This is a genomic window from Mesorhizobium sp. CA16 (assembly GCF_020165175.1).
In the GTDB taxonomy this organism is placed as follows: domain Bacteria; phylum Pseudomonadota; class Alphaproteobacteria; order Rhizobiales; family Rhizobiaceae; genus Mesorhizobium.
The window spans coordinates 267,736-291,725 of record NZ_JAIUHP010000003.1; the positions used below are offsets into that span (position 1 = coordinate 267,736).

Consider the following 23,990-nt stretch of genomic DNA (forward strand, 5'->3'; position numbering starts at 1 on the left):
AGCCTGCTGGCCGGGGCGTTTTTTCCGATCTGGGGAAAGATGAGGCGAAAACGTCCGGACCAGCGCGAGGCTAGCCAATAATGCAAATGCCACAAATGGCGAAAGACGTTTTCATGGGCGGCTTTATCGCGCCGGCGGGTGTTGCCGTCAAGTCGCTCCGCTCAGGAAACATGTCGTTGGGTCACAGGTAAAGACAGGCCGAAACATTTTATTAAACATGTCGGCACAGTGATGAAACATTCGCCGACTAGACCGCCAGAAGTCACGATTTGGTCGGAATCAGCCGACAAACGCTGAACACGAAACCGTTACCAGGGAGAGAATCATGGCTCGCACCAAGCAGGAACAGGACCGACAAACGCAGCCGGCTCTCGCCAGCCACTACCGCGCGATCGGCCCGGCGGCCATCGTCGCAGCGCTTCTTCACACCGCGAAGAAGAAGAAGCCGACGCAGAAGATCGTCTCGCCGCGCGCCGCCTGACAAGAACGACCGGCACGGTTCCCAACCATGGGGACGCCGGCGATGAGGGCGCAAACAAGCGCCCTGGAGATGAAGGCCCCAAAGCAGCCTCTCGAGGCGAGCAGCCTTCGCTAAAGGAGCGTCATCTGGTTTTCGTCCGCGCCGGGCTTCTGGCGCCTGGGCTTCTCGGCCTGTGGCCCGACGACGCCCCGTTCCTGAATCTCGGGCCCGGTGTTGGCGACCTTGTTGACCAGGTCTGAAACCGGAATCGCCTCGAAGAAATCGGGCTCGGCGGGCTTCAGCAGATCGAGCACGTCGCGCGGCTCCTGCGTGCGGCAATCGAGCCAGCGGGCGAAGTCGCACTCCTCGATCACCACGGGCATGCGGTCGTGGATATGGCCGATGCCGGCATTGGCTTCGGTCGTGATGATCGCACCGGTATCCATCTCGGAACCGCCAGGTTCGGAGTAAGTCTCGATCAGGCCCGCGAAGGCAATCACCCCACCTCGCTTCGGTCGGATCCAGTAAGGCTGGCCCTTCTTGCCGCCCGACTGCTGCCATTCGTAAAAGCCGGAGGCCGGCACCAGAGCGCGGCGGTGGCGCATGGCAGTCTTGAACGAAGCCTTTTGCAGCACGCCTTCGGAGCGGGCGTTGATGAGCAGCGGAAACGCCTTGGTGTCCTCGACCCAGGTAGGAATCAGGCCCCAGCGCACAAGCATCGCCTGGCGGTCCGGCAGGTTCGAGCCCGGCTCGCGTTGCGGCCCGGCAAGCGCCATAAGCACCGGCTGCGTTGGCGCGATGTTGTAGCGCGCCGGAAATTCCTCCAGTTCCGCCAGGCCGAGCAAGGCGGCGGTCTGGTCCGGCGTGGCTGTCAGGGCAAAGCGTCCGCACATGGATCTGGGTTCTTCGATTGACGTGCCACGAAAGTGGCGATGGAACCGCCAGGCTGCAACGGCTAAAGCTGGATTCGCCCAATCGATCCACAAAAGGCTGCAGAAAGATCGGCACGCATGGAACAGCGCAAGATCATACCGGCCGTTTCCGTTGCGGTCGTGCGCGGCGGCACCGTGCTTCTGGTAAAGCGAGCGCGGGCACCGTCGCAAGGGCTCTACGCCTATCCCGGCGGCAAGGTCGAGCCGGGCGAAACGCTGGCGCAAGCCGCGGCGCGCGAGTTGCAGGAAGAGACCGGACTCGAGGCAACAGGCTACCGGCCGCTACGCGACATCCTTATCGACGGCCATGCTGAAAACCACGCGGTCGACTACCTGCTGACCGTGTTCGGCGCTGCCTATGCCGGCGGCGAGCCCGTTGCCAGCGACGATGCCGAGACCGCTGCGTTCTACACGCTGGCGGAAATGGCAGGAATGCCGCTGGCGGGCGACGTGTTCTCGGTCGCCGAGGAATTGCTTGGGCCAGCGCAAGGCACAAGGCGGTGAGCATCCAGAATGGCCTTGCGGGCGACGAAATGTTTCGCCACAAAGCCCTGCCCTTTCACCGCAAGGCTTTGATGACCCGCGCTCCCGCTTTTCTCGCCGCGTGCCTCGCCGTCAGCATGACCGTCGCACCGTCCCCGGCGCCCGCCGCCGAGGCGCCTTTCGAGCCCGGGCTGATGCGGCTGGCGGAAGTTCTGGGATCGCTGCACTTCCTGCGCAACCTGTGTGGCGAGAAGGGTGACAAGTGGCGGGTCGAGATGGAAAAGCTGCTCGAATCGGAAAATCCCGATCCTGACCGGCGCGCCCGCTTCATCGCCTCGTTCAACCGCGGCTACCGCTCCTTCAGCGGCACCTACACGCGATGCACACCGTCGGCGACCGAGGCCATCGCGCGCTACATGAAGGAAGGCGAGACGCTGTCGCGCGACATCGCCTCCCGCTACGGGAATTGAGCCCCGGCTCGGCCGCTGCGTGTTTTGCGCAGATTTGTTGCGGGCAATCGGCGCCAATGTGACGTGACTTATTGTGTCCTGTCCCGCTCTGGTGCAATCATGTGTTGCACTTGCGCAACAGCATTAATGAAACGTTAGCGCGCAGTTGTGGAATTAACTCAAACTGAAGGTTTCGATGCCCCAAGCCGGTCTAATCGGCTAAGCTTGGCATCAATTGAGGGCAGTCTCGCCCGGAATGTGGATTTCGACCGTAAAAATGTCGTATTTACAAAGACTTAATTGAGACTGCGGACGAACTGACAGACCAAGCCGGATCCCTCGTCGGATCGACGCTTGTAGAAAGTGGATATCGCAATGGAACATGGTGTCAGCGACATCGACGCTTTGGTCAGGGAAGAAAAGCGGCTGACTGCCGTGGAGAGCCACAGCGAAGCGTGGGCCGAGGGCCTGTCGGCCGGCATCGAACCGGAAATCATCGCCGAAGCGGCGCTGGAGACCGCTTTCGGCGAGATGTTGCGTGCCAATGGCGAGACCTCGGCGCTTGCCCTGCTCGACCGCATGCGGGAAAAAGTGATCGCCGGCGCGTTCGAGCCGGAACGGCTGAAGCACTAGCCACCTGTTTTGACAGCGACTTTTTGATAGTGACTTTTGACGCGCCGTTTGGGCATCATGTCCATGCGCTCGGACATTCAATGTGCCGGCCGGGCCGAACCCGGGAACCATGGAGAGGCAAGCGGTGAGATTTTCGATGTCAGGTCGGCCGCGCGGGCTGGCCCTCAGCATCCTGATCGCCGCCTCCTGCCTGGCGCTGCCTCTGTGCCTTACCAGCACGCCTTCCTACGCGCTGAGCGAGATTCAGCGCGAGGACGTGCCTTCGCCGGTCACCCCGCCCGCCAATAGCGACAGCGCCGCGCCCGGCGCTGCCGTGCCGATGCCGGAGCCGCCCGGCACCAAGCCCGCGGACCGCCAGCCGGCCGACGACACCGACAAGTCGGAGCCGGAGACGCCGCCCGCCAATGGCGGCATCACCAGCCCGCGCGCAGACCCTGACGCGCCGCCGCCCGCGGTCGTCTACGACCTCAACACGCTTCCCGAACCAGTCAAGCGCATGCACGGGCTGCTCATCGAGGCCTGCCGGACCGGCGACATCGAGAAGCTGAGGCCGCTGATCGGCAAAGGCGATTCCATGACGCAATTGTCGCTGGGCGACATCGATGGGGACCCGGTCACCTTCCTCAAGAGCCTTTCGGGCGACGGCGACGGCCAGGAAATCCTCGCCATCCTGGAAGAGGTGCTTTCGGCCGGCTACGTCCATGTCGACACCGGCACGCCGCAGGAACTCTATGTCTGGCCGTATTTCTTCGCGCTGCCGCTCGACAAGCTCGATGCCAGGCAGCGCGTCGAATTGTTCAAGCTGGTCACCGCCAGCGACTATGACGACATGAAGCAGTTCGGCGCCTACATCTTCTACCGCGTCGGCATCACGCCGACGGGACAGTGGCTGTTCTTCGTCGCCGGGGATTGAATTTCGCCCTTACTCGGTAAGGCTGGCGGGACAGCGCCCCCCTCTGTCCTGCCGGACAGAGGGGGGCGCGAAGAAACACGATCATAGCGGATCGTCCTATTGCCGAGGATTGTTGCGATGGCTCAGGCAGTGGTCAGAAGGATGCCGTGACCGAATTCGTCGGCCAATTTCATGATAAGCAGCTTCTCACGCGCCGTAAGGCGCTTTTGGTCGACAAAGCGCCAGTTGCGTTCGTAAAGCGCAAAGGCCTCTTTCGCGGGAATAGGGCGCGCGACATCGCGGTTCCAGGCGAGCGCCTGGAGTTCAGGAAACTCCGCAGGAATGATCGGCGCAATATTCGCGGTCATAGCCCACCCAAGATAATGCAGAGCGCTTAACAAATCCAATGTCGGCGGGATCAGGCCGGCAGCGCCTCGGAGAACTCCACCGCCCTGCCCTGGCCGGGTGTCGCGATCTCGCCTTCCCACATGACGCGCGTGCCGCGCACGATGGTGCCGACCGGCCAGCCGGTGACCTCTTTGCCATCATAGGGCGTCCATCCGGCCCTGGAGCCGGCCTGCGCGTTGGTGATGGTCTCGCGCCGCCTCATGTCGACGATCGTGAAATCGGCATCGTAGCCGGCGGCGATGCGGCCTTTCCTGGCCATGCCGAAAATGCGCTGCGGACCATGGCTGGAAAGATCGACGAAGCGCTGCAGGCTGAGCCGGCCGGCATTGACGTGGTCGAGCATGATCGGCACCAGCGTCTGCACGCCGGTCATGCCGGACGGCGAGGCCGGATAGGGCTTCGCCTTCTCGGCCAGCGTGTGCGGCGCGTGGTCGGAGCCAAGGACATCGACGATGCCCTGCGAAATGCCGTCCCAGACGCCTTCACGATGGCGTGGCGCCCGCACCGGCGGGTTCATCTGGATGAGCGTGCCAAGCCGCGCATAGTCGTCGGCGCTCAGCGTCAGATGATGCGGCGTGGCCTCGCAGGTCGCGACATCCTTGTGCTGCTCGAGGAAGACGATCTCCTCGGCCGTCGATATGTGCAGCACATGGATGCGCGCGCGTGTCTGCCTGGCGATGCGCACCAGCCGCTCCGTGCAACGCAGCGCCGCGATCTCGTCGCGCCAGACGGGATGCGACGACGGATCGCCGTCGACGCGCTCGCCGAGCCGTTCGCGCAGGCGGAACTCGTCCTCCGAGTGGAAGGCGGAGCGGCGGCGGGTGCTGCGCAGGATCGAGGCGACGCCTTCATCGTCCTCGACCAGAAGATCGCCGGTGGACGAGCCCATGAACACTTTTATGCCGGCCGCGCCCGGCAGCCGTTCCAGTTCGCCGACATCACGAGCATTGTCGCGCGTCCCGCCGACCCAGAAGGCGAAGTCGCAATGCATGCGGCCGGTAGCGCGGCGCACCTTGTCGGCAAGTGCTGCCTCGCTGGTGGTCAGCGGATTGGTGTTGGGCATTTCGAAGACGGCGGTGACGCCGCCCAGCACCGCGGCGCGGGAGCCGGTTTCCAGATCCTCCTTGTGCTCCAGCCCCGGTTCGCGAAAATGCACCTGGCTGTCGACGACGCCCGGCAGGATGTGCAGGCCCGTGCAGTCAATGGTTTCGCCGGCCGAAGCCTGGCCGAGATCGCCGATCCGCGCGATGCGTCCGGCCTTCACGCCGATGTCGCGCCGTCCCCCGCCGTCATGGTTGACCACCGTGCCGCCTGTCAGGATGAGGTCGAAGGTGGTTGCCATGGGCAGGTCCAATCTCTTGCGGGGGGAGTGTGGCCGGCTTACGTAATGACCGGACGTTTTGCAAGACAGGCCGATTTCACGCTCATGCCCTTTGCCCAAATCAAAGACCGCGCGCTCATTTCCGTGTCGGGCCCCGATGCCGAGCATTTTTTGCAGAACATCCTCACCACCGATCTCGACGCCCTTGGCCGGGGCCAGGCAAAACCTGGCGCGCTGCTTTCGCCGCAGGGCAAGATCCTGTTCGATTTCCTGATCTCGCGGGCCGGCGACGATGGCTTCCAACTGGAATGCCGGGCCGACATCGCCGACGACTTCGTGCGCAGGCTGATGCTTTACCGGCTAAGGGCAAAGGCCGAGATCGCCAAGCAGGATCAGGTGCTTGTCACAGTCGCATGGGGTGATGATTCAACCGCCTCACGTTCTGATTCAACAGCGCTCTCCGACACGCGGTTTCAAGATATCACGGTTACGCGCACTTATGGCGGCGAGGCGCGGGACGGCGGCGACCCGAATGGCTGGCTGAACATGCGCATCGGCAACGGCATTGCCGAAAGCGGCAGCGACTACCAGCTTGGCGATGCCTTCCCGCATGACGTTCTGCTCGACGAGACGGGCGGCGTCGGTTTCAAAAAGGGCTGCTATATCGGCCAGGAAGTGGTCTCGCGCATGCAGCATCGCGGCACCGCGCGGCGCCGTGTGCTGATCGCTTCGGCCGATAGCCCCCTGCCCGCCGCCGGGACCGAGCTCACCGTGGCCGGCCGACTGGTGGGCACGCTCGGGTCTGTCGGCCACCGGACCGGTCTCGCCATTGCCCGCATCGACCGCGTCAAGGTGGCGCTGGATGCCGGCGAGGCGATCACGGCGGGCGAGATTCCGGTAAGGCTCGCCATTCCCGCCTGGGTGAAGTACACCTTCCCTGAAGGTGCGGTCAGCGCGGAGGGGGCCTGATGGCGGCCGACCGGGCCGGCGCGCCGCCGCGCGCCTGGCAACGCATGCTGTCCGGCCGGCGGCTCGACCTGCTCGATCCCTCGCCGCTGGACATCGAGATCGCCGATATCGCGCACGGGCTCGCCCGCGTCGCGCGCTGGAACGGCCAGACCAGAGGCGACCATGCCTTCTCGGTGGCGCAGCATTCGCTGCTGGTCGAAGCTCTCTACGGTGAACTGGCGCCTGCAGCCCCGGCCGAGGCGCGGCTCGCAGCGTTGCTGCATGATGCGCCGGAATATGTCATCGGCGACATGATCTCGCCGTTCAAATCGGTGATGGGCGGTTCCTACAAGGATTGCGAGCTGCGCCTGCAGCGCGCGATCCATCTGCGTTTCTCGCTGCCGGCGGAACTCGCCGCCTCCTTGCGCAACGACATCAAGCGCGCCGACCAGATCGCCGCCTATTACGAGGCGACGCTACTGGCCGGCTTTTCGACCGCTGAGGCGACCGAGTATTTCGGCCGGCCGCGCGGCTTCTCCGCCGATAGTTTCGACTTCACACCAAAATCCGTGACCTGGGCGCAAACAGCTTTTCTCAGGCGTTTCAAGACGCTGGAAACCAGGCGCCAGTCTTCGCGCGCGGTCAATTCCACCCCTTAATAGAACGCTAAATTAACCGGCGAGCAGGACAGTATTTGCGTTCGGTCACGATCCGAAGGCGTGCTCATGCCCGGCGCACATGTCAAGACTGGTTCGTTCGCCGGCAAGCGAAGAGCGGCCGGTGTTGGCCCGGTGCGACGAATAGCCGAAGAACTTCGCGCGCAGAACGAGCGCTTCGCGGCGGCTGTCGAGAATATGTCGCATGGCCTGTGCATGTTCGACGCCGATGAGCGGATGATTATCTGCAACCGCAACTACATCGACCTTTTCCGCCTCGACGCCAAGGTGATGAAGCCCGGCATCCGCTTCTTCGACATCCTCCAGCACAGCGTCGATATCGGCATCGCCTCGCAAAGCGCCGAGGAGCTCTATGCCGTCCGCAAGCCCTATATCGACGGCGCGAAGCCCTCGACCTATGAGGAGGCTCTGGCGGATGGGCGCATCATCGTCATCTCGCACCGGCCGCTGGCTTCCGGCGGCTGGGTCTCGATCTACGAGGACGTGACCGTGCAACGGCGCGCCGAAAAGGAGCTGAAGGAGCAGCACCGCCGCTTCGACGCTGCCTTAGCCAACATGTCGCAAGGCCTGCTGATGTATGACGCCGGCGGCAAGATGATCGTGCGCAATCAGCGTTTTCTGGAGCTCTACAACGTAGCCGCGGCGGATTTCCCGTTCGGCACGACGCACCGGGACGCGCTCAAACGACTGCTGGAGCTCGGCATCTACACAAAGATCGATGTCGACAGCGAAGTCGCCAAGACCGAAGCTTGCCTGCGGGCGGGGCAGATGCATTCGACTTACCGGTATCTTGCCGACGGCAGGACATTTCTGGTTGTCCGTCAGCCGATGAGCGGCGGTGGCTGGGTGGTGACCTTCGACGACGTCACCGAGCGCCGGCGCACCGAAGAGCGCATGACGCATCTTGCGCATCACGACACGCTGACCAACCTGCCAAACCGGTCGATGTTTCGCGAAAAACTGGACCAGGCGCTTGGCGAGGCAAAGCCGCTGGCAATCCTCTCGCTCGACCTCGACCGCTTCAAGGCCGTCAACGACACGTTCGGCCACCCGGCCGGCGACTGGCTGCTGAAATGCGTCGCCAAGCGGCTACAGCAGGCCGTGCGCAGCAGCAAGGACGTGGTGGCGCGCTTCGGCGGCGACGAATTCGCCATCATCCAGTCGGGCATCAAGAGCGCCGCCGGCGCCGAAAAGCTCGCCAAGCGCATCGTCGAGATCGTCGGCAAGCCTTATCGCGACAAGGGGCGAGAGATGCATGTTGGCGTGAGCCTCGGCATCGCGCTCTATCCCGGCGACGGACACGACGCCGACACGCTGCTCACCAACGCCGACATGGCGCTCTACCGGGGCAAGAGCGAAGGGCGCAACGTCTACCGCTTCTTCGAGCAGGGCATGGATGCGCTGATGCGGGAGCGCCGGGCGCTCGAGGCCGATCTCGAGGCAGCGCTGTCCAGGCGCGAATTCGAACTCGACTTCCAGCCGATCCTCGACATCGGCTCCGGCAAAATTGTCGGCGCGGAAGCTCTGATGCGCTGGCGCTCGCGGTCGCGCGGCCTGGTATCGCCTGAAAACTTCATCGCGGCCGCCGAGGAAACCGGACTGATCGTGCAGCTCGGCGATTGGGCGTTGCGCAAGGCTTGCAACGTGGCGGCGAACTGGCCGCCGGAGATGCGCATGGCCGTCAATGTCTCGGCCGCGCAGATCAAGAGCGGCGGCTTCGCTCGCAGTGTGATCTCGGCGCTTGCCTTTTCCGGCCTGCCGGCCAACCGCCTGGAGCTCGAAATCACCGAGACGGTGATGATGGACGAAAGCGACGCGGTGCTGAAGACGCTGAGCCAATTGCGCGGTCTCGGCGTGCGCATCGCGCTCGACGATTTCGGCACCGGCTATTCCTCGCTTGGCTACCTTCGGCGCTTCCCCGTCGACAAGATCAAGATCGACCGCTCCTTCATCCGCGATCTCGACAAGCGCGACACGGCGGCGATCGTGCGCACGGTGATCAGGCTCGGCGACGAGCTCGGCATCACCGTCACCGCCGAAGGGGTCGAGACCGAAGCGCAGCTCGATATGCTTCGCAAAGCCGGTTGCGGCGAGGCGCAAGGCTTTCTGATCGGCGTGCCGGCCAAGGCGTCCGACATTGGCAGGCTGCTGCGCTCACAGGCGCAACTGCGCCAATCAGGCTGAGTGACACCGTCCGTCAGCGTAGCGTCCCGACATATTTCGCATGGAAGCTGACATAGCCTGGCTCGACCACCTTGAGATGCCGCTCGATCAGGCGGTGAAATTCCGGCAGCTGATGGAAAGGCACGCCGGGATAGGCGTGGTGCTCGGCATGATAAGGCATGTTCCAGGCGAGCTTGCGCACGAACCAGTTGGTCAGCGTCGTGCGGGTGTTTTCCAGCATGTTGGCGACAAAGGGACAGCGACCGTGCTCGGCCAGCAGATAGAGCCTGAGGAACGGCTGGCCGAGCAGCGCCGGCACGATCCAGACATAGAGCAGCACCGACGCCCTGAACCAGACCGCAAGCGCCAGCAGGACGACATAGAAGGCGATCATCGCCCGTGCCTCGGCCTTCACCTTCGGCAAGCCCTTCGGCGGCACGTAGGTGTCGCGGCAGCGCCCCATCGCATTGGTGTAGAGCGTCTTGACATGCCCCCACCACACCGGCAGGCCGGAGACGTGGACGATGTATTGCCGCACCGTCTCGGGCTTCGGGAAAGCCAGCTCCGGATCGTTTTCGGGATCCTGGGTGAAGCGGTGATGGGCGAAATGGAAGTAGCGGAACCAGTCGGCCGGCAGCGCGAGCGCCAGGCTGCAAAAGCGCGCGACGATATCGTTCAACCACTGCGTTTCGAACGCCGTCCTGTGCACCGTTTCATGCAGCAGCGTGAACAGGAAGACGATCAGGATGCCCTGCGGCAGCATCAGGACCGGCCAGAAAGGCACCTTGGCCGCGATCAGCGCGCCAAGGAGGATGATCGCGCCGAGATGGAGCGCGAACTGAACAAGGGCCGGCCCATCCGATTTGCCGGTCAGCCGGCTGCGCTCCTCATTCGTCAGCGAGGCTATCACGGAGCGATGGTCGATGGCTGCGTCGTGGTCGATTGCGTTCATGAGATCACGATACCCAGAAACAAACCTCTCGAAAAACGAGGATTTCAGCGAAATAGGTAAGGTAATCTTATCTTTCGGATTGTCATGGCCGCCCTTCCCTCCTTGCGCGGACTTCAAGCCTTCGAAGCGGCGGCGCACGGGCAGCTTTGCCGCCGCGGCGTTGATGCCGCGAGGTACGCAGAATGGCTACTTTGTAGGGCTTGGTGGTTATGTCACGATGTCTGACTTTTGGGCGCCAGCCATAACGTCACCACTTTCTGTCCCCACTGCGCTTTTGCGGCGTAGCACCAGCAATCCTGCTACTACAATTAAGACCATGCCCGAGATAGAGGCCGCGCTGGGTGCTATCCCGAAGAACAAAATGTCCCAAACCGTGACAAATACCAAATAGCTGTACTCGAATGTTGAAACGACGGCAGGCGGCGCAGTCTGGTAGGCCCCTCCCAGCAACATTCCGTTGATAATCGCAAATCCGGCAAGCAGTGTCAGGACAAGCCAATCGTTCAGACCGACTTTTGACCAGGCGCCAAAAATGTACGGATAGGCGTCCGCAAATGTGCCTTGCGGTTGGAGCCAAAGCATCGACAAGCTGACAACTGCCCCGGCCAGCAACATGACGATATTCTGTGACAGCGATAGAGCTGCAAGGGGGACGTTCTGGCACCTCGCCCGTGTCGTGATATGCGCCAGAGCGTAGGATGCAGCCCCGATAATTGGAAGCAATGCCCATGGAGAGAAAGCGTCAGTTCCCGGCTGCAGCAAAACCACGACACCCGCAAATCCGAGGCAAACCCCCAGCCATCCCAGCGGTCCGACCGGTTCTCTAATCGCATATGCGGACAGCAACGTTATAAAAATGGGAGCTATGTAGTTGGCTGCTCCGACGGTCGATAAGCTTAAGAATGGAAGCGCCGCATAGAAAGCCAACAAGCTGGCCGTTATAAACATAGACCGCAGAAGCGGCCACTTACCCAAGGCGGCTTCCAGGATGCCCCGCTGTGCGCCGCTCACCCAGCAGGCTGCGAAGAGCATCGGGATAACCAAAACGCCACGCAAGCAAAATATTTGCCAGAGGGTCAGCTCGCCGCTGAAGAGCTTGAAAACGACGTCCTGGATGGAAATTGCAAGGGCCGCTGCGATAATCAGCGAAATACCACGCGCGATGTTTTGTGGCCGGAGTCCAACGACAGCTGTCAATTTTCCCCCTCTGCTGAAAGTCATTCGCCTCCAGCAAATTGCCGAATGGATGCGGTTTTGGTTATGCCTTGTATACTGAACTCATAATTAAGTATCGTTAAATTATGGAGCGCGTACCGGTCCACGGAATCGAAGTCTTTCTGGCTGGACGAAGGGTTAATGCGTGCAGCTGCAGATGCGCTCGGTGTGTGCGCGCGGTCGGATCGCCGGCGCTTGGCGCCGCAGCTCAGCGCCGTCTTTGACCGAATTGGCCAGGGGCACGACGCGCCGGCTCGGGTATGATTGCCTGCCGAGCCGGTTCGGCACGCGGTCCGTGGGCAAATCCACCCGGCACGAACCCAAGCACGATTATCGCGGCGATGAAGCTGTATTGCAGGATGTCAAAGGCCGGCGGCGGAAGACTGCCGGGAAGAACTGAAATTGCAAGCTTCGGCGCAAGAACGCCGAACCCTACCGCGGCCGGCCAACCAATGTCGCGCACGCGGGCGAATACCATCCAAATGATCGCGACGATGGTGGCAAAGCCCATCGCCACAAGGATGGAGATATAGACCGTGCCGATGGCGGAGCTCTTTGCCTCCATAGCGAGCCCTCTGGCGACCATGCCGGAAGCAAGTTGCTCGGCGGATTTCGGCTTATCGTGCATCCCATAGTCCGGCGTCCTCAGTTCCTCGACAAAGGACTTTTGGCTCAGGGCCATACTGTTGCCGTCAGCCGCATAGATCTGCTTTTGAATGTTCTCTTTGGTCCCGACCAGAAAATGCTGGATAGGGTCCTTGGCAAAATCAAACCCGATCAAGAAGACCAAAAGAACGAGGTAAAGAATTCGGCCGCAATTGCCCGATTGAAACAGCCTGATCATCTTTTTAGAGCCTCTGGGCAATCCACAATATAGGCGAAATAGCAAACCAGGCTAACGATCTCGAACTCGACGAGGTCGTTCCACTCGATCGCCCAGCGCTGCAGGATCGTGACTTCATCGGCCTCCACCAGCAGGAAGCAGCGGCTCATATCGGCCGCGATCCAGGAGTGGTGGACAACGAGCTCGTCAGGCTTCAGCCGGCCCTTGTCGCGAAAGCGGCGATAGATCTCCTTGCGGTCCGCGCCATGAAAGTCCTCGATCACTAGGAACAGCATTTGTTTCCCTCGGTTTGAGTGATTGCGACTTGGGGAATTGAGGAACTGGGGACCTGAGGAACTGAGGAACTGAGGAACTGAGGAACTGAGGAACTGAGGAACTGAGGAACTGAGGAACTGAGGAACTGAGGAGATTAAGAAATGATGGGCTGATGACGCAAGGACAGATGGTTCCGCCAGATTCTTCAGTTCCTCAGTTCCTCAATTCCTCAGTTCCCCTCCTCCGGCCGCTACTTATCCGGCCTTTCCAGGCGCTCCAGGAACCACTGCGTCAGCCGCACCCAGAGCTCGTCCTTCTCGCCCGAATCCTCCCAGCCATGGTCGAGGTTGGGATTGTCGTTGACCTCGATGACGAAGACCCCGTCCTTGGTCTCCTTGAGGTCGACGCCGTAGAGCCCGTCGCCGATGCATTTTGCCGCCCGCACCGCCGTCTCGACGACATGCGGCGGCGTCTGCTTCAGCGTGAACGTCTTGATGCCGCCCTGGTCGGGCTTGCCGCTGGCCTTGTGGTTGACGATCTGCCAGTGCTTTTTCGCCATCAGATAATGCACGGCAAACAGCGGTTGGCCGCCGAGCACGCCGACGCGCCAGTCATATTCGGTGGGGATGAATTTCTGCGCGATCAAGAGATCGGAATCGTCCAGCCATTCGGTCGCGAGCTTGGTCAGCTCGGCCATGTTCTCGCATTTCTTGACGCCGCGCGAGAAAGACGAATCCGGGATCTTCAGCACCAGCGGAAAACCCAGTGTCTGCGCCGCCAACTCGAAGTCGGACGTGCCGGCGATCATCACCGTCGGCGGCACCGGCACCTTGTTGTAGGTCATCAGCTCGTTGAGATAGACCTTGTTGGTGCAGCGGATCATCGACAGCGGATCGTCGATCACCGGCATGCCTTCCTGCTGGGCGCGGCGCGCGAAGCGGTAGGTGTGGTTGGAAATCGCCGTGGTCTCGCGGATGAACAGCGCGTCGTAATTGGCGAGTTTGGCGAGGTCCTTCCTGGTGATCGGCTCGACCTCGACGCCCATCTTCTCGGCGATTCTCGCCCAATAGCGCAGCGAGGAAATCTCCGACGGCGGCAGTTCCTCATGCGGGTCGACCAGCGTCGCGAACGTATAGCGCGCCGGCGTGCGGCCCTTGGTGTCGCGCCATTCGCGGTTGGTGTAAGTGTCCAGGCACTGCAGGAAGAACTCTTCCTCATCCTCGGACATGCGGGCAAGCGGCAGGAAGCCGATCTTGCGGATCGAGGCCCATTCGGCGCTGTCCTTGATATGGACCTCGAGCGCCGGCGCGCGGAACCAGTCGAACAACAATTTGGCGAAACGATCCCATACTTTCGACGGGCCGATGCCGAAGAAGATCGCGACCTTGGCCGGAAAAATCCCGCCGAGATCCTTGCGGCATTTGTTCAAGGCAAGCTCGAGCTCCGGCAGCGCGTGCTCGTAGAGCTTGCGCTCCGAAAGGTCGATCATGGTCTCGACGGTCGGGATCACCCTGTGGCCGCGCGAGCCGGCGAGAAGCGAGGCGTAGTAGCCGCGGCTCTGGTAGCCGTAATTGTTCGACAGGTTGATCACCTTCGGCCGCTGGCCGCGGAACAGCGCCGGATGTGCGAGATAGTCGCGGTTGGTGATGATCTTGTGGGGTGTGGCCACCTGATCGAGATCGTTCTGCCTGCCTGTCAGGATAACCCAGGTCATTGTCTCAGCGTTTTCCCAGAGTGATGGCGGCGCGCAAACCGTCGCGGCCAAACTGCGCCATATTCATGAAGATGTCGTAGGGCACCGGAATATTCGCGGCATCGAGGATCGTTTCCTGCCTTTCATCCTCGACCCAGGGGTCGTGGATCAGGATATGGTCGCCATCGTCGCCGATGGCCAGCACCCAATGCGGCACCTTCTTGCCGAACATCAGGAAGCCACTGATCAGGACCACAACCAGCTTGCCCTCGGCAAGGGCATCACGGATGTCGCCGATGCCGAACGGACGGTAATTGACAGGGATGCCGTAGAGTTCGGCGCGACGGCGGAAATCGACCTGGGCAAGCTCCATCACCCGCCGCTTGTCCTCGCTCCTCACCGACTGCAGGAACAACGCGCCGTAAAAGGAGACGAATATCTCGGCCGCAAGTCCGCTCTCATAGCCGGCGACCCCCAGGCCGAAAGGCTCGCAGCCGCCAGGGCCGGACATCATGAAGACCGTGGTCGCCTCGCGCCACAGGCGGATTTCCATGACGGGATCGGGCACGAAGCCAGGATCGAAATTGGCCATCGCCATCATCAGGCAGCAAGGGCCGCAGGTGAACTCGCAGGTCTGCTGGTAGAACGGCACCCTGGTCGCGGTCGGGGTGTCGCCGCGCAGCGTCTTTTCGTAGCGCAGCGCCGTGGCGCCATCCTCGTAATATTCGGGCTCGCGGCCCAGTTTTCGATAGCCGGCCTGCTCGTAGATCCGGATGGCGCGGTCGTTGTCCTCGCGCACTTCGAGGCGTAGCAACAGCCGGTCGTGCTCGAAGGCCGCATCCTCGGCGGCCGCCAGCAGAAGGCGGCCGATACCGAGCCGACCGAAGAATGGGCCGACGGCGATGGAATAGAGCCGCGCCACTCCGCTGCCCTTGCGAAACAGTACCACCGCATAGCCGGCAACGCGGCCCTCGTTCTCGGCCACCAGCATCTCGGCGGTGTCGCGTTCGATGAACTGGCGAAAGGAGCGGCGCGAGAGCCTGTCGCCCGGAAAAACAGCCTTCTCGATGGCAGCGAGGTCATCGACGTCTGACGCGCGGGCCTTGCGGATCTCGGCAGGCATGCGGGCTTGGGAGAACCTCGATTGGGTTAAAGAAAACGGCCCCGGTGGATGCGTCGCGAACACCGGCCGGACCGCCAGTATTCATCAAGCGCTATCGCTCCTTGATTAGGGCTGAATTGTGACAGTTTCCGCCCCGGCTGGAAAGGGCAAAGCGTTTGAACAGGACTGCCGTTCAAAGGGCTGCCGGCCGCCGAAAAAGGCAGCCGGTTCAGCTCGATATGCCTGCCACGAGCTGGCCATAAGCGGTTTTTGCGACATCCGACAGCCGCTCCGGCGGCAACGAGCCGACGACGGCGCAAGCATAGCCTTTATCCAGCCAGTAGACCGCCTCCGGTCCGCCCCCCTCGGCAGTATAGGTGCCCTTGGACGTCGCCGACGATTCGGCGGTAACAAAGAGCGAGATTCGCTCGCCCTTGGTGTCCTCGTAGAGCAGCATCGCCGCCTTGCCCTGGCCGCCGGCCGGCAGCAGCCGGCCACCGACCAGTTGGAAGCCCTCGGCCGCCAGGTCGGGCGCAACCAGCTTCAGCCCGACTCGGTTCGACAGCCAGGTCTGGAGATGGTCCTTGTCGCTTGCCGGGACCTCGACGGCATGGCGCTTCTCGGCGGCGTACAGGACATGGGCGGCGATCGCCTGCTCGGCGAGCTGGTCGTCGCCGTCGTCGCCGCGGCTGACGCTGTCGATGCCGGCGACATAGCCGCCGAGCCCGCCCACAGCGAGCACAACGGCGGCCGCGGCCGAGAGCCACCAGCGCGAGCGCCAGGGCGATGCTTTTGCAGGCGCCTCGCCAAGCACGACCTGCCGCAGCCTCGCTGGCACCGGCTCGTCCATCACGCCGGACAGGGCGGCGCGCATGGCAGCGCGGTCGGCAATGTAGCGCGCGGACTTCGCCTTCATCTCGGGATTGGCCTCGAGCCAGGCTTCGTAAGCCATGCGCTCCTCGCCCGGCAGTTCGCCGTCGAGGGCCATATGGATATCGCGTTCGGAAAAATCGCTGCGGGTCACTTCTCGACGATCCTTATCGAGCGGCGGCGCGATGTGTCGTCGAGCAATCCTCGCAATTCCTCGCGGCCGCGCGCGATGCGCGACATCAGCGTGCCGGCCGGCACGCCAAGGATGTTGGCGGCCTCGGCATAGGAAAAGCCCTCGATGGCGACCATCACCAATGCCGCGCGGCGATCGGGGCTGATCGCCTGCAAGGCATCCATGATCTCGCGCGAGGCGATGGTCTCGACCTGATCGGCGGGCGCGGCTTGGGCCTCACCGGCTTCGAGAGGCAGTATCGCCGCCTCGCCTCGCCGGTTGACCTTGCGCATCTGGTCGATGAACAAGTGATGCATGATCGTAAACAGCCACCTCCGGGGGCTCTCTCCAGTCTGCCAGTTGTCGAGCCGCACGAGCGCCCGCTCCAGGCAATCCTGGACCAGGTCGTCGGCGGAATCGCGCTCGCGCAGCAGCGAGCGCGCATAGCGCCGCAACCGCGGTATTTCGCTCAGGATCGCTGCCTTCTTGTCGTCCATGACCGCTTGTTTCGAGGTCGCTTTCCATCCGGATAGAACGCGCCTTCGCGGCGCGGTGCAAGCAGTCAGCGCGAAGCGGCCCAACCGCTGCGGTTACCCAAGCGCATGAATAACGCCGGCGGAGGGCGGTTTATTCCCGGCCCAAATCGCATAGGACCACTATTTAGTACGTAAAATAGGTATACTGGGTATATTACGCATGAGGCGCCGATGAAACAATTCACCTTTTCAGACATGAACCGCGCATCGGGCGAGATCCTCGAAACGGCGATGATCGAGCCTGTAGCTCTTACGAAACGCGGTAAAGAGAAGCTGATCATCCTTTCAGCCAGACAATACTGGCAACTCGTTGGCTCGTCTGATGCCGCCGCTTGTACGATCGAGAACGCGCCTGACGCGATCCACAACGAGCTGATGTCGGGTTTGGAAGCCATCACAGCCGACGATGGGTCGGATGTTTAAGCCGGGCGATCTGCTCAGGTATTACTATCTGTGGGCGCGGCAGGCCGACGCTGGTGAAGAATCCGGCCGCAAGGCGCGTCCTGTCTGCATCGTGGTCAGAATTCCGACTACGCCGGCAGCGCTGTTCCTGTTCCCGCTTACGTCGCAGCAACCCGACGCATATTGCAGTCAGTGAGATCGAGTGTCGGAGGGGCGGCTTCGATTTTCCGTCATGGCGGATCCTCGACCAGTACAACCGGGTGCGGACCGACGAAGCTTACGACCTCGTCACGGTGAAACCCATCGGTTCTTTCAGTCCAGCATTCGTTCGAAAGATTGCTGGCCTCATCAAAGAGGCAGCCGACCAGCGCCGGCTGCGCGGGATCGTTCGAAAATAGCCGCAACGACCCAAGGAGCTCCAGCCTTTCACGCTTCCCTCGCCGCCCTTGTCAGCAGCCGCTGATAGAACAGCCCTATCCCGATCAGCACGGCACCCAGACCGATGAAGGACAGCGCGCGCAGCACGCCTTCGAGTTCCGACATGTCGAAGAGGAAGACTTTCAGCACCGCGACCGCGATCAGCGCCGCCGACGCGACGCGCAATACCTGCGATTTCAGCCGGACGCCGGCGGCAAGCAGCGCCACGCCGATGACCAGCCAGAGCGCGGAGTAGGTATAGGTCTCGAGCTGGCCGAGCCCGCTCCACAGGGCGATGAACTCGCCGTTGAACAGGCGACGCACCGAGAGCGTGGCATAGGCGAAGGCAAGCAGCGCGGCGATCAGTGCCAGCATCGCTGCATACCATCGCGGACGCTTGTCGCGGACATAGAGCGCCAGCGCCCCGGCGGCGACCGCCGGCAGCAGATAGGCGAGAAACAAAAGGTTGAAGACGGGAACCGTGCCGGTCGACTCGTCCGTCAGCAGCGGGTTCAGCACGACGAAATGCTGGACGGCGATCAGGCCGGCCGAAACCACGCCGGCGGCCATCGAGCCATAACGCAGGACCGAGCTCGGCGAGCGCATGTCGATGGCGACCAGTATGGCGCCGGCGCCGAGCGCGATCAGCGTGTAGATCGCCTGTTCGGCAAGAGTGACGGTGCCGGTGTCGATGACGCCGCCATGCATGGCATGGCGCACCAGCATGGCAATGGTGAGCAGCGCGAACAGCGCCGACGCCGCCTCCATGGCAAGGCGCGGCCGGCCATTGGTGGTGCGGGCGAGCTGCCAGGCGGCAAAACCGAAGGCCAGCGCCGGCACGCCATAGCCCGGCAGCAGCCAGTTCAAGACCGGCGTCCTGGCGAGAGACGCCGCGCCGACGATGGTCGGATCGAAGGCGATGCGGCCGAGCACGGCGACCGCCGCGCCCACCGCGATCCAGCCCAGCACGGGGTAGGAGCGCCAGCGCGTTGCCAAGACCGGGACGACAGCGGCGGCGCCGAGCAGCAGGGTCGTCCAACCGGAGCCGAAGGCCATGTGCAGCATCAGCAGGCCTGCGACACCGGCGCCGCCGAGCGCGAATGACACGGCCGGGCCGCCGGCCAGCGGCGGCTCCTCGGCGCGCGCGATCCATTCGCCGCCGACGGCGAAGGCGAGCGCCAGCAACAGGGCCGGCAGCGCATAGCCGAGATCGCGGTCGATATCGCCGAAGGTCAGCCACAGCGCCAGAAGCACCACCAGCGGCGCAATGACGCCCCAGGCCGCCCAGCAGGCTGCGCGCAATGGAGCGGCGGCGGCGAAGCGGCGTGCCGCCCAGAAACCGGCGGCGAGGAAGATCATGCCGAGCGCGACGCCGATGCGGAAAGTCAGCACGTCGGACGACGCCAAAGGCTGAGCGTCGAGCCCGACATCGAGCGCATCCGCCCCGATCGTGGCGGGCGGGATGATACCCAGATAGATCATCACGGTCGCGATGCCGGCGGCAAAGACGAGCGGAAGCGCGCGCGGCCGGTAGAGCGCCGCCGCGACCAGCGCGGCCAGCAGGATCGCCCCGTGCAAGGCATCGCCGGCGCTGGCAAAGGCCGGATCGACGGACAGGCCGAGCGCGCTCAAGGCGATGAAGAAGCCGGGAACGATCGAAGGCCAGTCGAAGCCGCGCGCCGTATCGTCGCGGCCAGTAACCAAGAAAAGGCCGAGCCAGACGAAAGCCAGCACGGCGAGCGTCGCCAGGCTGATGAACAGGACGGCGGCGAGGTTCACCTGCGGCGCGTCGACCATATAGAGAATGGTCCAGACGCCGGCGCCGGCAAAGGCCGCGGCCACCAGCGCCTTCCAGTCGCGGATGCGGGCGATTGCCGCCGTGGCGGCAAGCACGATCGCGAGATAGACGAACAAGGCCCAGGGATTGGGGGCTTCCGAGGCGACCAGCGCCGGCGTGACCATGGCGCCGACGAGGCCGATGCCGGCCAACGCCAGGCCATGCAGGAGCGAAGCGCCAATGGTCGCGACGCCGATGACGCCAAGCAGCGCGAAAGCCGTCGCCGGACCGATGAAGCCATAGATGGCGTGCGCCGCGTAGACCGTGCCGAACAGGATGAAGGCTCCCGCCCCGGTCAGAATCGCGGGGATGTAGGCGCCAGCGGCGCCCTGCACCGGCACCCTGAAGCCGGTGCGGCGGATGAATTCGGCGCCGGCAATCAGCACCAGGCCGAGGATGCCGGCCATGGCGAGGCGCACGCCAGGGCCGAAAATGCCGGCCTCGATGGTGTAGCGGATCAGAAACAGGCCCCCCAGCGCAAGCGCGATGCCGCCGACCCAGACTGCCCAGCGAGTGCCCAGCGCTGTTTCGACATCGGTTTGGCGCGCCGCCTTGGGGGCCTCGGGAGATCCGGCCGCGGGCGTCTCGGCTACGGTGGCGGGTTGCGCCGGTGCGGCGGATTGCACCGGGGCCGCCTTGCCCTTCGTCCAGGGTCCGGCCACGGCCTCGCCTTCGGCGGTCTCGGGCGTCTCGACGACCTCCTCGGCCACGGTCGCGCCATCTGCCAACGGCGCGGCAGGCGCCGCGGCTGCCTTGGCCTTCTCGGCAAGACCGTCCTGCGCGGCGTCCGCCGCGTTGGGCGCCAACAGCGAAGCTCCAGGCTGCACAAGGCCGCGCAGGATACCGAGCTCGCGCTCGACCTGCGCAATGCGGTTCTGCTGTCGTGACACGATGACGAAAAGAGCTATGACGGCGGCAATGGCGATTAGGCTGAAAAACATGGCGGTTTCCCTCAAAACCAGACCGGTCGTGGCCAAAGAATGGGGCAATGAGACGGCTGGTGCAAATCAGCGTCCTGCCGGCTAAAGGCGCGTCGCGCCGAAACGGAATCAGGCGACGCGCCTTTAGTCATTGCTTTTGGTGCATGTCGTTCTCCCAAAACCGCTGCGCACTTTTGGGCGACATGCATTGACAAGATCGAGCATGTTTCGTCGCCGATTGCGAGCGACTTGCCGGTTTATCCAATGTCGGGCCGCCGAGGCGTCGGCATTGCCGGCGAGATTACGTGACCTCTGCCGCGGAATACTCATGCTATTCTCGCGCGGGCGAAGCAAATGCCGCGAGGTGACGGATGCCGCAAAAAAGCGCTGGCCTGCTGATTCACAGGCGCACCGCCGGTGTGTTCGAATTCCTGCTCGTCCACCCGGGCGGGCCGTTCTGGGCAAGAAAGGATGAAGGCGCGTGGACCATCCCGAAAGGACTGATCGGCGATAACGAGGATGAGCTCGAGGCCGCCAAGCGGGAAGCCGAAGAAGAGCTCGGCGTCACCGTCGACGGCGATTTCCGGCCGCTCGGCAGCTACAAGCAGCCGGGCGGGAAGATCATCATCGCATGGAGCGTCGACGCGGACATCGATGCGGATGCCGTCAGGAGCAATATGTTCACGATGGAGTGGCCGCCGAAATCGGGGACCATGAAAGCGTTTCCTGAAGTCGACAAGGCCGGCTGGTTTTCGCTGCCCGAAGCCGGCGTCAAAATTCTCAAGGGCCAACGCCCCATGCTCGACGATTTCCTGGAGCGACGCAGCGCCGAATAGGCGGCTGCCTCGCTATCCTGCCTCGCCCGCAATCGCCCTCACCGAGGCATGATGCCGGCGCAGCGCGGCGAGGAAGCCGGCGCGAGCATCGGGCGGCTCGAGGCCTCGTGGCTCGTAGACGTGACGGGTGAAGAAGAAGCCGCTCAGCCGGAACGCGTCCTCCAGGGCTGCCGCATCGGCGCGCAGGCCGGAGCCGCGCTGCAGGAAGGCGGGCAGCGCCAGCATCTTGTCGTGCCAAGGCGCGCCGGCTTCGCGCGACACGGCGCGCCCGGATTTCGGCGAGACATAGGCAAGATCCTGCCTGGTGCCGGTCGCCGCGCATTGGCTGAGATCGAGGCCGAAGCCCAGTTCATCGAGGATAAGCAGCTCGAAGCGCGCCACCAGCTCTCCCGCCGCGTCGGCATCGTCCAGGTGCGAAATCATCACGGCGAGCGCCTCATAAAGGCCGCCATGGGCGTCGCGCTCGGGCAGCAGCCTCAGATGCGCGGCCATGGTCTGCAGGCCGTAGACGGCGACGGCGCTGTCCATCAGCCGCGCAGCGTTCATCTCGATCGCTTCGGCCTGGAAGATGCCGAGATGCTCGTCGAGCCGCGCCCGCCACAGAAGATCGACGCGGTTGCCGGGCTGCAGCACCGGCTGCTGCTTGCGCGAGCGCCCGCCCCGCACCAGACCGAGATGGCGGCCATGGACACGCGTCATCACCTCGAGGATGGCGCTGGTTTCGCCATGCCTGCGAGTGCCGAGAACGATTCCCTCGTCGCGCCATTCCATGAGTAGAGCTTTTCACCCGTTGGGTGGTGAAATCAAGAGAGGGAAGAGTTGTGCGCATGATGTGCGTACGCTATATTTGACGTGAAGGAAGATACCCATGCCCAAAATAGCTACCGACAAATCCGAGCGTTTCAACATCCGCATACGGCCGGCGCAAAAGGCCATGATAGCTCGCGCGGCGGCGCTGTCGAACAAGGATATGACCGACTTCATCCTCGACAAAGTGCTGCCCGAGGCTGAGGCCGTGATCAAGGCGGTCGAGAAAATTGAGGTCTCCGAGCACGATTTCAAGCGTATTCTCGATTTGCTTGAGCATCCGCCTAAGCCCAACGCGAAGTTGCGGGCTGCCATCGCAGCGCTTCCTGACACCATATGACGCTGCCAGGTTGGCACGAGGAGCCGATTTCGAAATCGCATGATCGTGCGTCCTTCGACTGCGGCGACGAGCAGATGAACGATTTTCTGCGGCGCTTCGCCAGGCAGAGCCATGAGCAAAACGCATCGAAAACGTTTTGTGCTGTCGACGGCGCAAATCCAAGCCGCATTCTTGGCTTCTATACGATCGCTCCGTCCGCCGTTGCCCACGAGCAAGTGCCAGCGACCCTGACCAAGGGGCTCGCCCGACATGAAGTGTCCGGTTTCAAGCTTGCCCGCCTTGCAACCGATCTGACCGTGACCGGACAAGGGCTCGGTGGCCAACTCCTCGCCGCAGCGGCCTTGCGCTGCCTGCGGGTTGCGGCCGAAAGCGGCGGCCTCCTGCTGATCATCGATGCCAAGAGCGAGCGCGCCGCTAGCTGGTACCGCGGATATGGAGCCGAGCCACTTTTGGAGCGGCCGCTGACGCTTGTGATGCCACTGGCGTCCTTTGCAGCTGATTTCAGCGGCAAAGGCCTATTGTAGTCCCGTAACCCAGCGCCGATGATCGGCAAGCACCGCGTCGATCACGCGGCGCTGCCTTTCGGCCTCTGCCTGGTTGGCGTCGTGGCCGGCGACGGTGATCAGCGCCTTCCACAGCGCCCAGCCGCGACCACGCGCCCAGGTGGCGTCATCGACGGCAATGCGGGTGCGAAAAGCCTCGCGGCTTTCGCCTTCGAAGAACGTCCAGCTTATAGCAAGATCGCAGGATGGGTCGCCGATGCCGCAGGTGCCAAAATCGATGACGGCGCTCAAGCTGCCGTCCTCGACCAGAAGATTGCCCGAGGCGACATCGCCGTGGAACCAGACCGGCGAGCCATGCCAGGTGGCGGCGAGTGCCGCGTCCCACACGGTGGTCGCGGCTTGCGTGTCGATCCGGCCTTCGAGCGCGGCGATGGCCTGCCGCGCCTCGCCGTCATAGACACTCAGCGATCCACCGCGATGGAAATTGTGCTGGCCGGGCGCGGGCCCGTCCGTCGGTTCGATGCCCCTCAAAGCGACAAGGAAATCAGCGAGCGCGACGGCAAACGCGGGGAGATCGGCAATGCGTGCATTCCTCGCCGTCTCGCCCTCGATCCAGCGATAGACGGACCAATGCCAGGGATACCCCGCCGCCGGCTCGCCCATGGCCAATGGCGTTGGAATGGGCAGCGGCAGGAGCGGCGCAAGTTTCGGCAGCCAGCGATGCTCCTTCTCGACCTGCAGCGAATAGGGGGCCGCGCTTGGCAGCCTGATGGTCATCTCATCGCCAAGATGGAAGGTGCGGTTATCCCAGCCGCCGAACTCGACCGGGCTGACCGGCAGATGCCGCCATTGCGGAAACTGTGCATCGACCAGCCGGCGGACGAGATCGGTATCGATGGTTATCTTTGGATTATGCAATGTCG

26 protein-coding genes are annotated in these 23,990 nt (G+C 63.2%); 12 read left to right on the top strand and 14 right to left on the bottom strand.

What is annotated here, in order from left to right:
* Window positions 1-325: 325 nt before the first annotated feature.
* Window positions 326-481, top strand: coding sequence for a hypothetical protein (locus LB525_RS07275; RefSeq protein ID WP_095766957.1), 156 nt, complete (start codon window positions 326-328; stop codon window positions 479-481).
* A 110-nt stretch (window positions 482-591) separates the two neighbouring features.
* Here LB525_RS07275 and LB525_RS07280 read toward each other — a convergent pair whose 3' ends face one another.
* Window positions 592-1,353 (bottom strand): SOS response-associated peptidase, encoded by a 762-nt coding sequence (locus LB525_RS07280; RefSeq protein ID WP_224544122.1) that lies wholly within the window; start codon window positions 1,351-1,353, stop codon window positions 592-594.
* A 117-nt stretch (window positions 1,354-1,470) separates the two neighbouring features.
* Here LB525_RS07280 and LB525_RS07285 point away from each other — a divergent pair, with 117 nt between their 5' ends.
* From LB525_RS07285 to LB525_RS07300, 4 genes are all read left to right on the top strand, one after another.
* Complete coding sequence (locus tag LB525_RS07285) at window positions 1,471-1,896, top strand: NUDIX hydrolase (RefSeq protein WP_224544123.1); 426 nt, start codon at window positions 1,471-1,473, stop codon at window positions 1,894-1,896.
* Between the two features lie 71 nt (window positions 1,897-1,967).
* Entirely contained in the window at window positions 1,968-2,345 is a 378-nt protein-coding gene (locus tag LB525_RS07290; RefSeq protein ID WP_224544180.1) for a TIGR02301 family protein, read from the top strand.
* Between the two features lie 354 nt (window positions 2,346-2,699).
* Window positions 2,700-2,957 (top strand): hypothetical protein, encoded by a 258-nt coding sequence (locus LB525_RS07295; RefSeq protein ID WP_040984202.1) that lies wholly within the window; start codon window positions 2,700-2,702, stop codon window positions 2,955-2,957.
* A 124-nt stretch (window positions 2,958-3,081) separates the two neighbouring features.
* Window positions 3,082-3,870, top strand: a complete 789-nt coding sequence (locus LB525_RS07300; protein ID WP_224544124.1) for a hypothetical protein — start codon at window positions 3,082-3,084, stop codon at window positions 3,868-3,870.
* Between the two features lie 122 nt (window positions 3,871-3,992).
* Here the strand turns inward: LB525_RS07300 and LB525_RS07305 are convergent, their stop codons facing one another.
* Entirely contained in the window at window positions 3,993-4,217 is a 225-nt protein-coding gene (locus LB525_RS07305) for a hypothetical protein (protein WP_095766953.1), read from the bottom strand.
* Between the two features lie 50 nt (window positions 4,218-4,267).
* Entirely contained in the window at window positions 4,268-5,599 is a 1,332-nt protein-coding gene (locus LB525_RS07310) for a dihydroorotase (protein ID WP_224544125.1), read from the bottom strand.
* Window positions 5,600-5,683: 84 nt separating this feature from the next.
* Here LB525_RS07310 and LB525_RS07315 point away from each other — a divergent pair, with 84 nt between their 5' ends.
* From LB525_RS07315 to LB525_RS07325, 3 genes are all read left to right on the top strand, one after another.
* Entirely contained in the window at window positions 5,684-6,547 is an 864-nt protein-coding gene (locus LB525_RS07315; RefSeq protein WP_224544181.1) for a YgfZ/GcvT domain-containing protein, read from the top strand.
* Window positions 6,547-7,185 carry a YfbR-like 5'-deoxynucleotidase gene (locus LB525_RS07320; RefSeq protein ID WP_140842479.1) on the top strand — a complete coding sequence of 213 codons (639 nt, stop codon included), beginning with the start codon at window positions 6,547-6,549 and terminating at the stop codon, window positions 7,183-7,185. The genes LB525_RS07315 and LB525_RS07320 overlap by 1 nt, the downstream gene beginning before the upstream one ends.
* A gap of 132 nt (window positions 7,186-7,317) precedes the next feature.
* A complete protein-coding gene (locus LB525_RS07325) occupies window positions 7,318-9,387 on the top strand; it encodes an EAL domain-containing protein (RefSeq protein WP_224544126.1) in 2,070 nt (689 codons plus the stop codon).
* Window positions 9,388-9,400: 13 nt separating this feature from the next.
* On the opposite strand, the gene LB525_RS07330 is transcribed toward LB525_RS07325, so the two are convergent.
* From LB525_RS07330 to LB525_RS07365, 8 genes are all read right to left on the bottom strand, one after another.
* Entirely contained in the window at window positions 9,401-10,291 is an 891-nt protein-coding gene (locus LB525_RS07330) for a fatty acid desaturase family protein (RefSeq protein WP_318012395.1), read from the bottom strand.
* 234 nt (window positions 10,292-10,525) lie between these two features.
* Entirely contained in the window at window positions 10,526-11,515 is a 990-nt protein-coding gene (locus tag LB525_RS07335; RefSeq protein ID WP_224544128.1) for a DMT family transporter, read from the bottom strand.
* A gap of 226 nt (window positions 11,516-11,741) precedes the next feature.
* Entirely contained in the window at window positions 11,742-12,377 is a 636-nt protein-coding gene (locus tag LB525_RS07340; protein ID WP_224544129.1) for a hypothetical protein, read from the bottom strand.
* Window positions 12,374-12,652, bottom strand: coding sequence for a DUF3303 domain-containing protein (locus LB525_RS07345; RefSeq protein ID WP_224544130.1), 279 nt, complete (start codon window positions 12,650-12,652; stop codon window positions 12,374-12,376). Before LB525_RS07345 ends, LB525_RS07340 begins: the two co-directional genes overlap by 4 nt.
* A 230-nt stretch (window positions 12,653-12,882) precedes the next feature.
* Window positions 12,883-14,346: a RimK family protein gene (locus LB525_RS07350; protein WP_224544131.1), complete on the bottom strand. Its 1,464-nt coding sequence runs from the start codon at window positions 14,344-14,346 to the stop codon at window positions 12,883-12,885.
* Window positions 14,347-14,350: 4 nt separating this feature from the next.
* Complete coding sequence (locus tag LB525_RS07355) at window positions 14,351-15,448, bottom strand: GNAT family N-acetyltransferase/peptidase C39 family protein (protein ID WP_224544132.1); 1,098 nt, start codon at window positions 15,446-15,448, stop codon at window positions 14,351-14,353.
* Between the two features lie 208 nt (window positions 15,449-15,656).
* Window positions 15,657-16,451 carry an anti-sigma factor family protein gene (locus LB525_RS07360; RefSeq protein ID WP_224544133.1) on the bottom strand — a complete coding sequence of 265 codons (795 nt, stop codon included), beginning with the start codon at window positions 16,449-16,451 and terminating at the stop codon, window positions 15,657-15,659.
* Window positions 16,448-16,966 (bottom strand): RNA polymerase sigma factor, encoded by a 519-nt coding sequence (locus LB525_RS07365; RefSeq protein ID WP_224525150.1) that lies wholly within the window; start codon window positions 16,964-16,966, stop codon window positions 16,448-16,450. Before LB525_RS07365 ends, LB525_RS07360 begins: the two co-directional genes overlap by 4 nt.
* Window positions 16,967-17,176: 210 nt before the next feature.
* On the opposite strand from LB525_RS07365, the gene LB525_RS07370 reads away from it, so the two are divergent.
* Window positions 17,177-17,428, top strand: a complete 252-nt coding sequence (locus LB525_RS07370; RefSeq protein WP_224544134.1) for a prevent-host-death protein — start codon at window positions 17,177-17,179, stop codon at window positions 17,426-17,428.
* Between the two features lie 405 nt (window positions 17,429-17,833).
* Here LB525_RS07370 and LB525_RS07375 read toward each other — a convergent pair whose 3' ends face one another.
* Window positions 17,834-20,602: a DUF2339 domain-containing protein gene (locus tag LB525_RS07375; RefSeq protein ID WP_224544135.1), complete on the bottom strand. Its 2,769-nt coding sequence runs from the start codon at window positions 20,600-20,602 to the stop codon at window positions 17,834-17,836.
* 350 nt (window positions 20,603-20,952) lie between these two features.
* On the opposite strand from LB525_RS07375, the gene LB525_RS07380 reads away from it, so the two are divergent.
* The gene (locus LB525_RS07380; RefSeq protein WP_224525159.1) at window positions 20,953-21,417 is read left to right on the top strand and encodes an NUDIX domain-containing protein; all 465 of its coding nucleotides are present in this window, start codon (window positions 20,953-20,955) and stop codon (window positions 21,415-21,417) included.
* Window positions 21,418-21,429: 12 nt separating this feature from the next.
* On the opposite strand, the gene recO is transcribed toward LB525_RS07380, so the two are convergent.
* Window positions 21,430-22,188, bottom strand: coding sequence for a DNA repair protein RecO (gene recO / locus LB525_RS07385; RefSeq protein WP_224525160.1), 759 nt, complete (start codon window positions 22,186-22,188; stop codon window positions 21,430-21,432).
* Window positions 22,189-22,285: 97 nt separating this feature from the next.
* Between recO and LB525_RS07390 the strand changes: the two genes are divergently transcribed.
* Both LB525_RS07390 and LB525_RS07395 read left to right on the top strand, forming a co-directional pair.
* A complete protein-coding gene (locus LB525_RS07390) occupies window positions 22,286-22,564 on the top strand; it encodes a DUF1778 domain-containing protein (RefSeq protein WP_224525163.1) in 279 nt (92 codons plus the stop codon).
* Window positions 22,561-23,088, top strand: a complete 528-nt coding sequence (locus tag LB525_RS07395) for a GNAT family N-acetyltransferase (RefSeq protein WP_224525165.1) — start codon at window positions 22,561-22,563, stop codon at window positions 23,086-23,088. The genes LB525_RS07390 and LB525_RS07395 overlap by 4 nt, the downstream gene beginning before the upstream one ends.
* Here the strand turns inward: LB525_RS07395 and LB525_RS07400 are convergent.
* The gene (locus tag LB525_RS07400) at window positions 23,080-23,985 is read right to left on the bottom strand and encodes an aminoglycoside phosphotransferase family protein (RefSeq protein ID WP_224525169.1); all 906 of its coding nucleotides are present in this window, start codon (window positions 23,983-23,985) and stop codon (window positions 23,080-23,082) included. The genes LB525_RS07395 and LB525_RS07400 overlap by 9 nt on opposite strands.
* Between the last annotated feature and the right edge of the window lie 5 nt (window positions 23,986-23,990).

Bases quoted from the DNA above. Each gene is read 5' to 3' on its own strand.
- LB525_RS07275 (WP_095766957.1), top strand. From the start codon at position 326: ATGGCTCGCACCAAGCAGGAACAGGACCGACAAACGCAGCCGGCTCTC.
- LB525_RS07280 (WP_224544122.1), bottom strand. From the start codon at position 1,353: ATGTGCGGACGCTTTGCCCTGACAGCCACGCCGGACCAGACCGCCGCC.
- LB525_RS07285 (WP_224544123.1), top strand. From the start codon at position 1,471: ATGGAACAGCGCAAGATCATACCGGCCGTTTCCGTTGCGGTCGTGCGC.
- LB525_RS07290 (WP_224544180.1), top strand. From the start codon at position 1,968: ATGACCCGCGCTCCCGCTTTTCTCGCCGCGTGCCTCGCCGTCAGCATG.
- LB525_RS07295 (WP_040984202.1), top strand. From the start codon at position 2,700: ATGGAACATGGTGTCAGCGACATCGACGCTTTGGTCAGGGAAGAAAAG.
- LB525_RS07305 (WP_095766953.1), bottom strand. From the start codon at position 4,217: ATGACCGCGAATATTGCGCCGATCATTCCTGCGGAGTTTCCTGAACTC.
- LB525_RS07310 (WP_224544125.1), bottom strand. From the start codon at position 5,599: ATGGCAACCACCTTCGACCTCATCCTGACAGGCGGCACGGTGGTCAAC.
- LB525_RS07315 (WP_224544181.1), top strand. From the start codon at position 5,684: ATGCCCTTTGCCCAAATCAAAGACCGCGCGCTCATTTCCGTGTCGGGC.
- LB525_RS07320 (WP_140842479.1), top strand. From the start codon at position 6,547: ATGGCGGCCGACCGGGCCGGCGCGCCGCCGCGCGCCTGGCAACGCATG.
- LB525_RS07340 (WP_224544129.1), bottom strand. From the start codon at position 12,377: ATGATCAGGCTGTTTCAATCGGGCAATTGCGGCCGAATTCTTTACCTC.
- LB525_RS07345 (WP_224544130.1), bottom strand. From the start codon at position 12,652: ATGCTGTTCCTAGTGATCGAGGACTTTCATGGCGCGGACCGCAAGGAG.
- LB525_RS07350 (WP_224544131.1), bottom strand. From the start codon at position 14,346: ATGACCTGGGTTATCCTGACAGGCAGGCAGAACGATCTCGATCAGGTG.
- LB525_RS07355 (WP_224544132.1), bottom strand. From the start codon at position 15,448: ATGCCTGCCGAGATCCGCAAGGCCCGCGCGTCAGACGTCGATGACCTC.
- LB525_RS07365 (WP_224525150.1), bottom strand. From the start codon at position 16,966: ATGGACGACAAGAAGGCAGCGATCCTGAGCGAAATACCGCGGTTGCGG.
- LB525_RS07370 (WP_224544134.1), top strand. From the start codon at position 17,177: ATGAAACAATTCACCTTTTCAGACATGAACCGCGCATCGGGCGAGATC.
- LB525_RS07375 (WP_224544135.1), bottom strand. From the start codon at position 20,602: ATGTTTTTCAGCCTAATCGCCATTGCCGCCGTCATAGCTCTTTTCGTC.
- LB525_RS07380 (WP_224525159.1), top strand. From the start codon at position 20,953: ATGCCGCAAAAAAGCGCTGGCCTGCTGATTCACAGGCGCACCGCCGGT.
- recO (WP_224525160.1), bottom strand. From the start codon at position 22,188: ATGGAATGGCGCGACGAGGGAATCGTTCTCGGCACTCGCAGGCATGGC.
- LB525_RS07390 (WP_224525163.1), top strand. From the start codon at position 22,286: ATGCCCAAAATAGCTACCGACAAATCCGAGCGTTTCAACATCCGCATA.
- LB525_RS07395 (WP_224525165.1), top strand. From the start codon at position 22,561: ATGACGCTGCCAGGTTGGCACGAGGAGCCGATTTCGAAATCGCATGAT.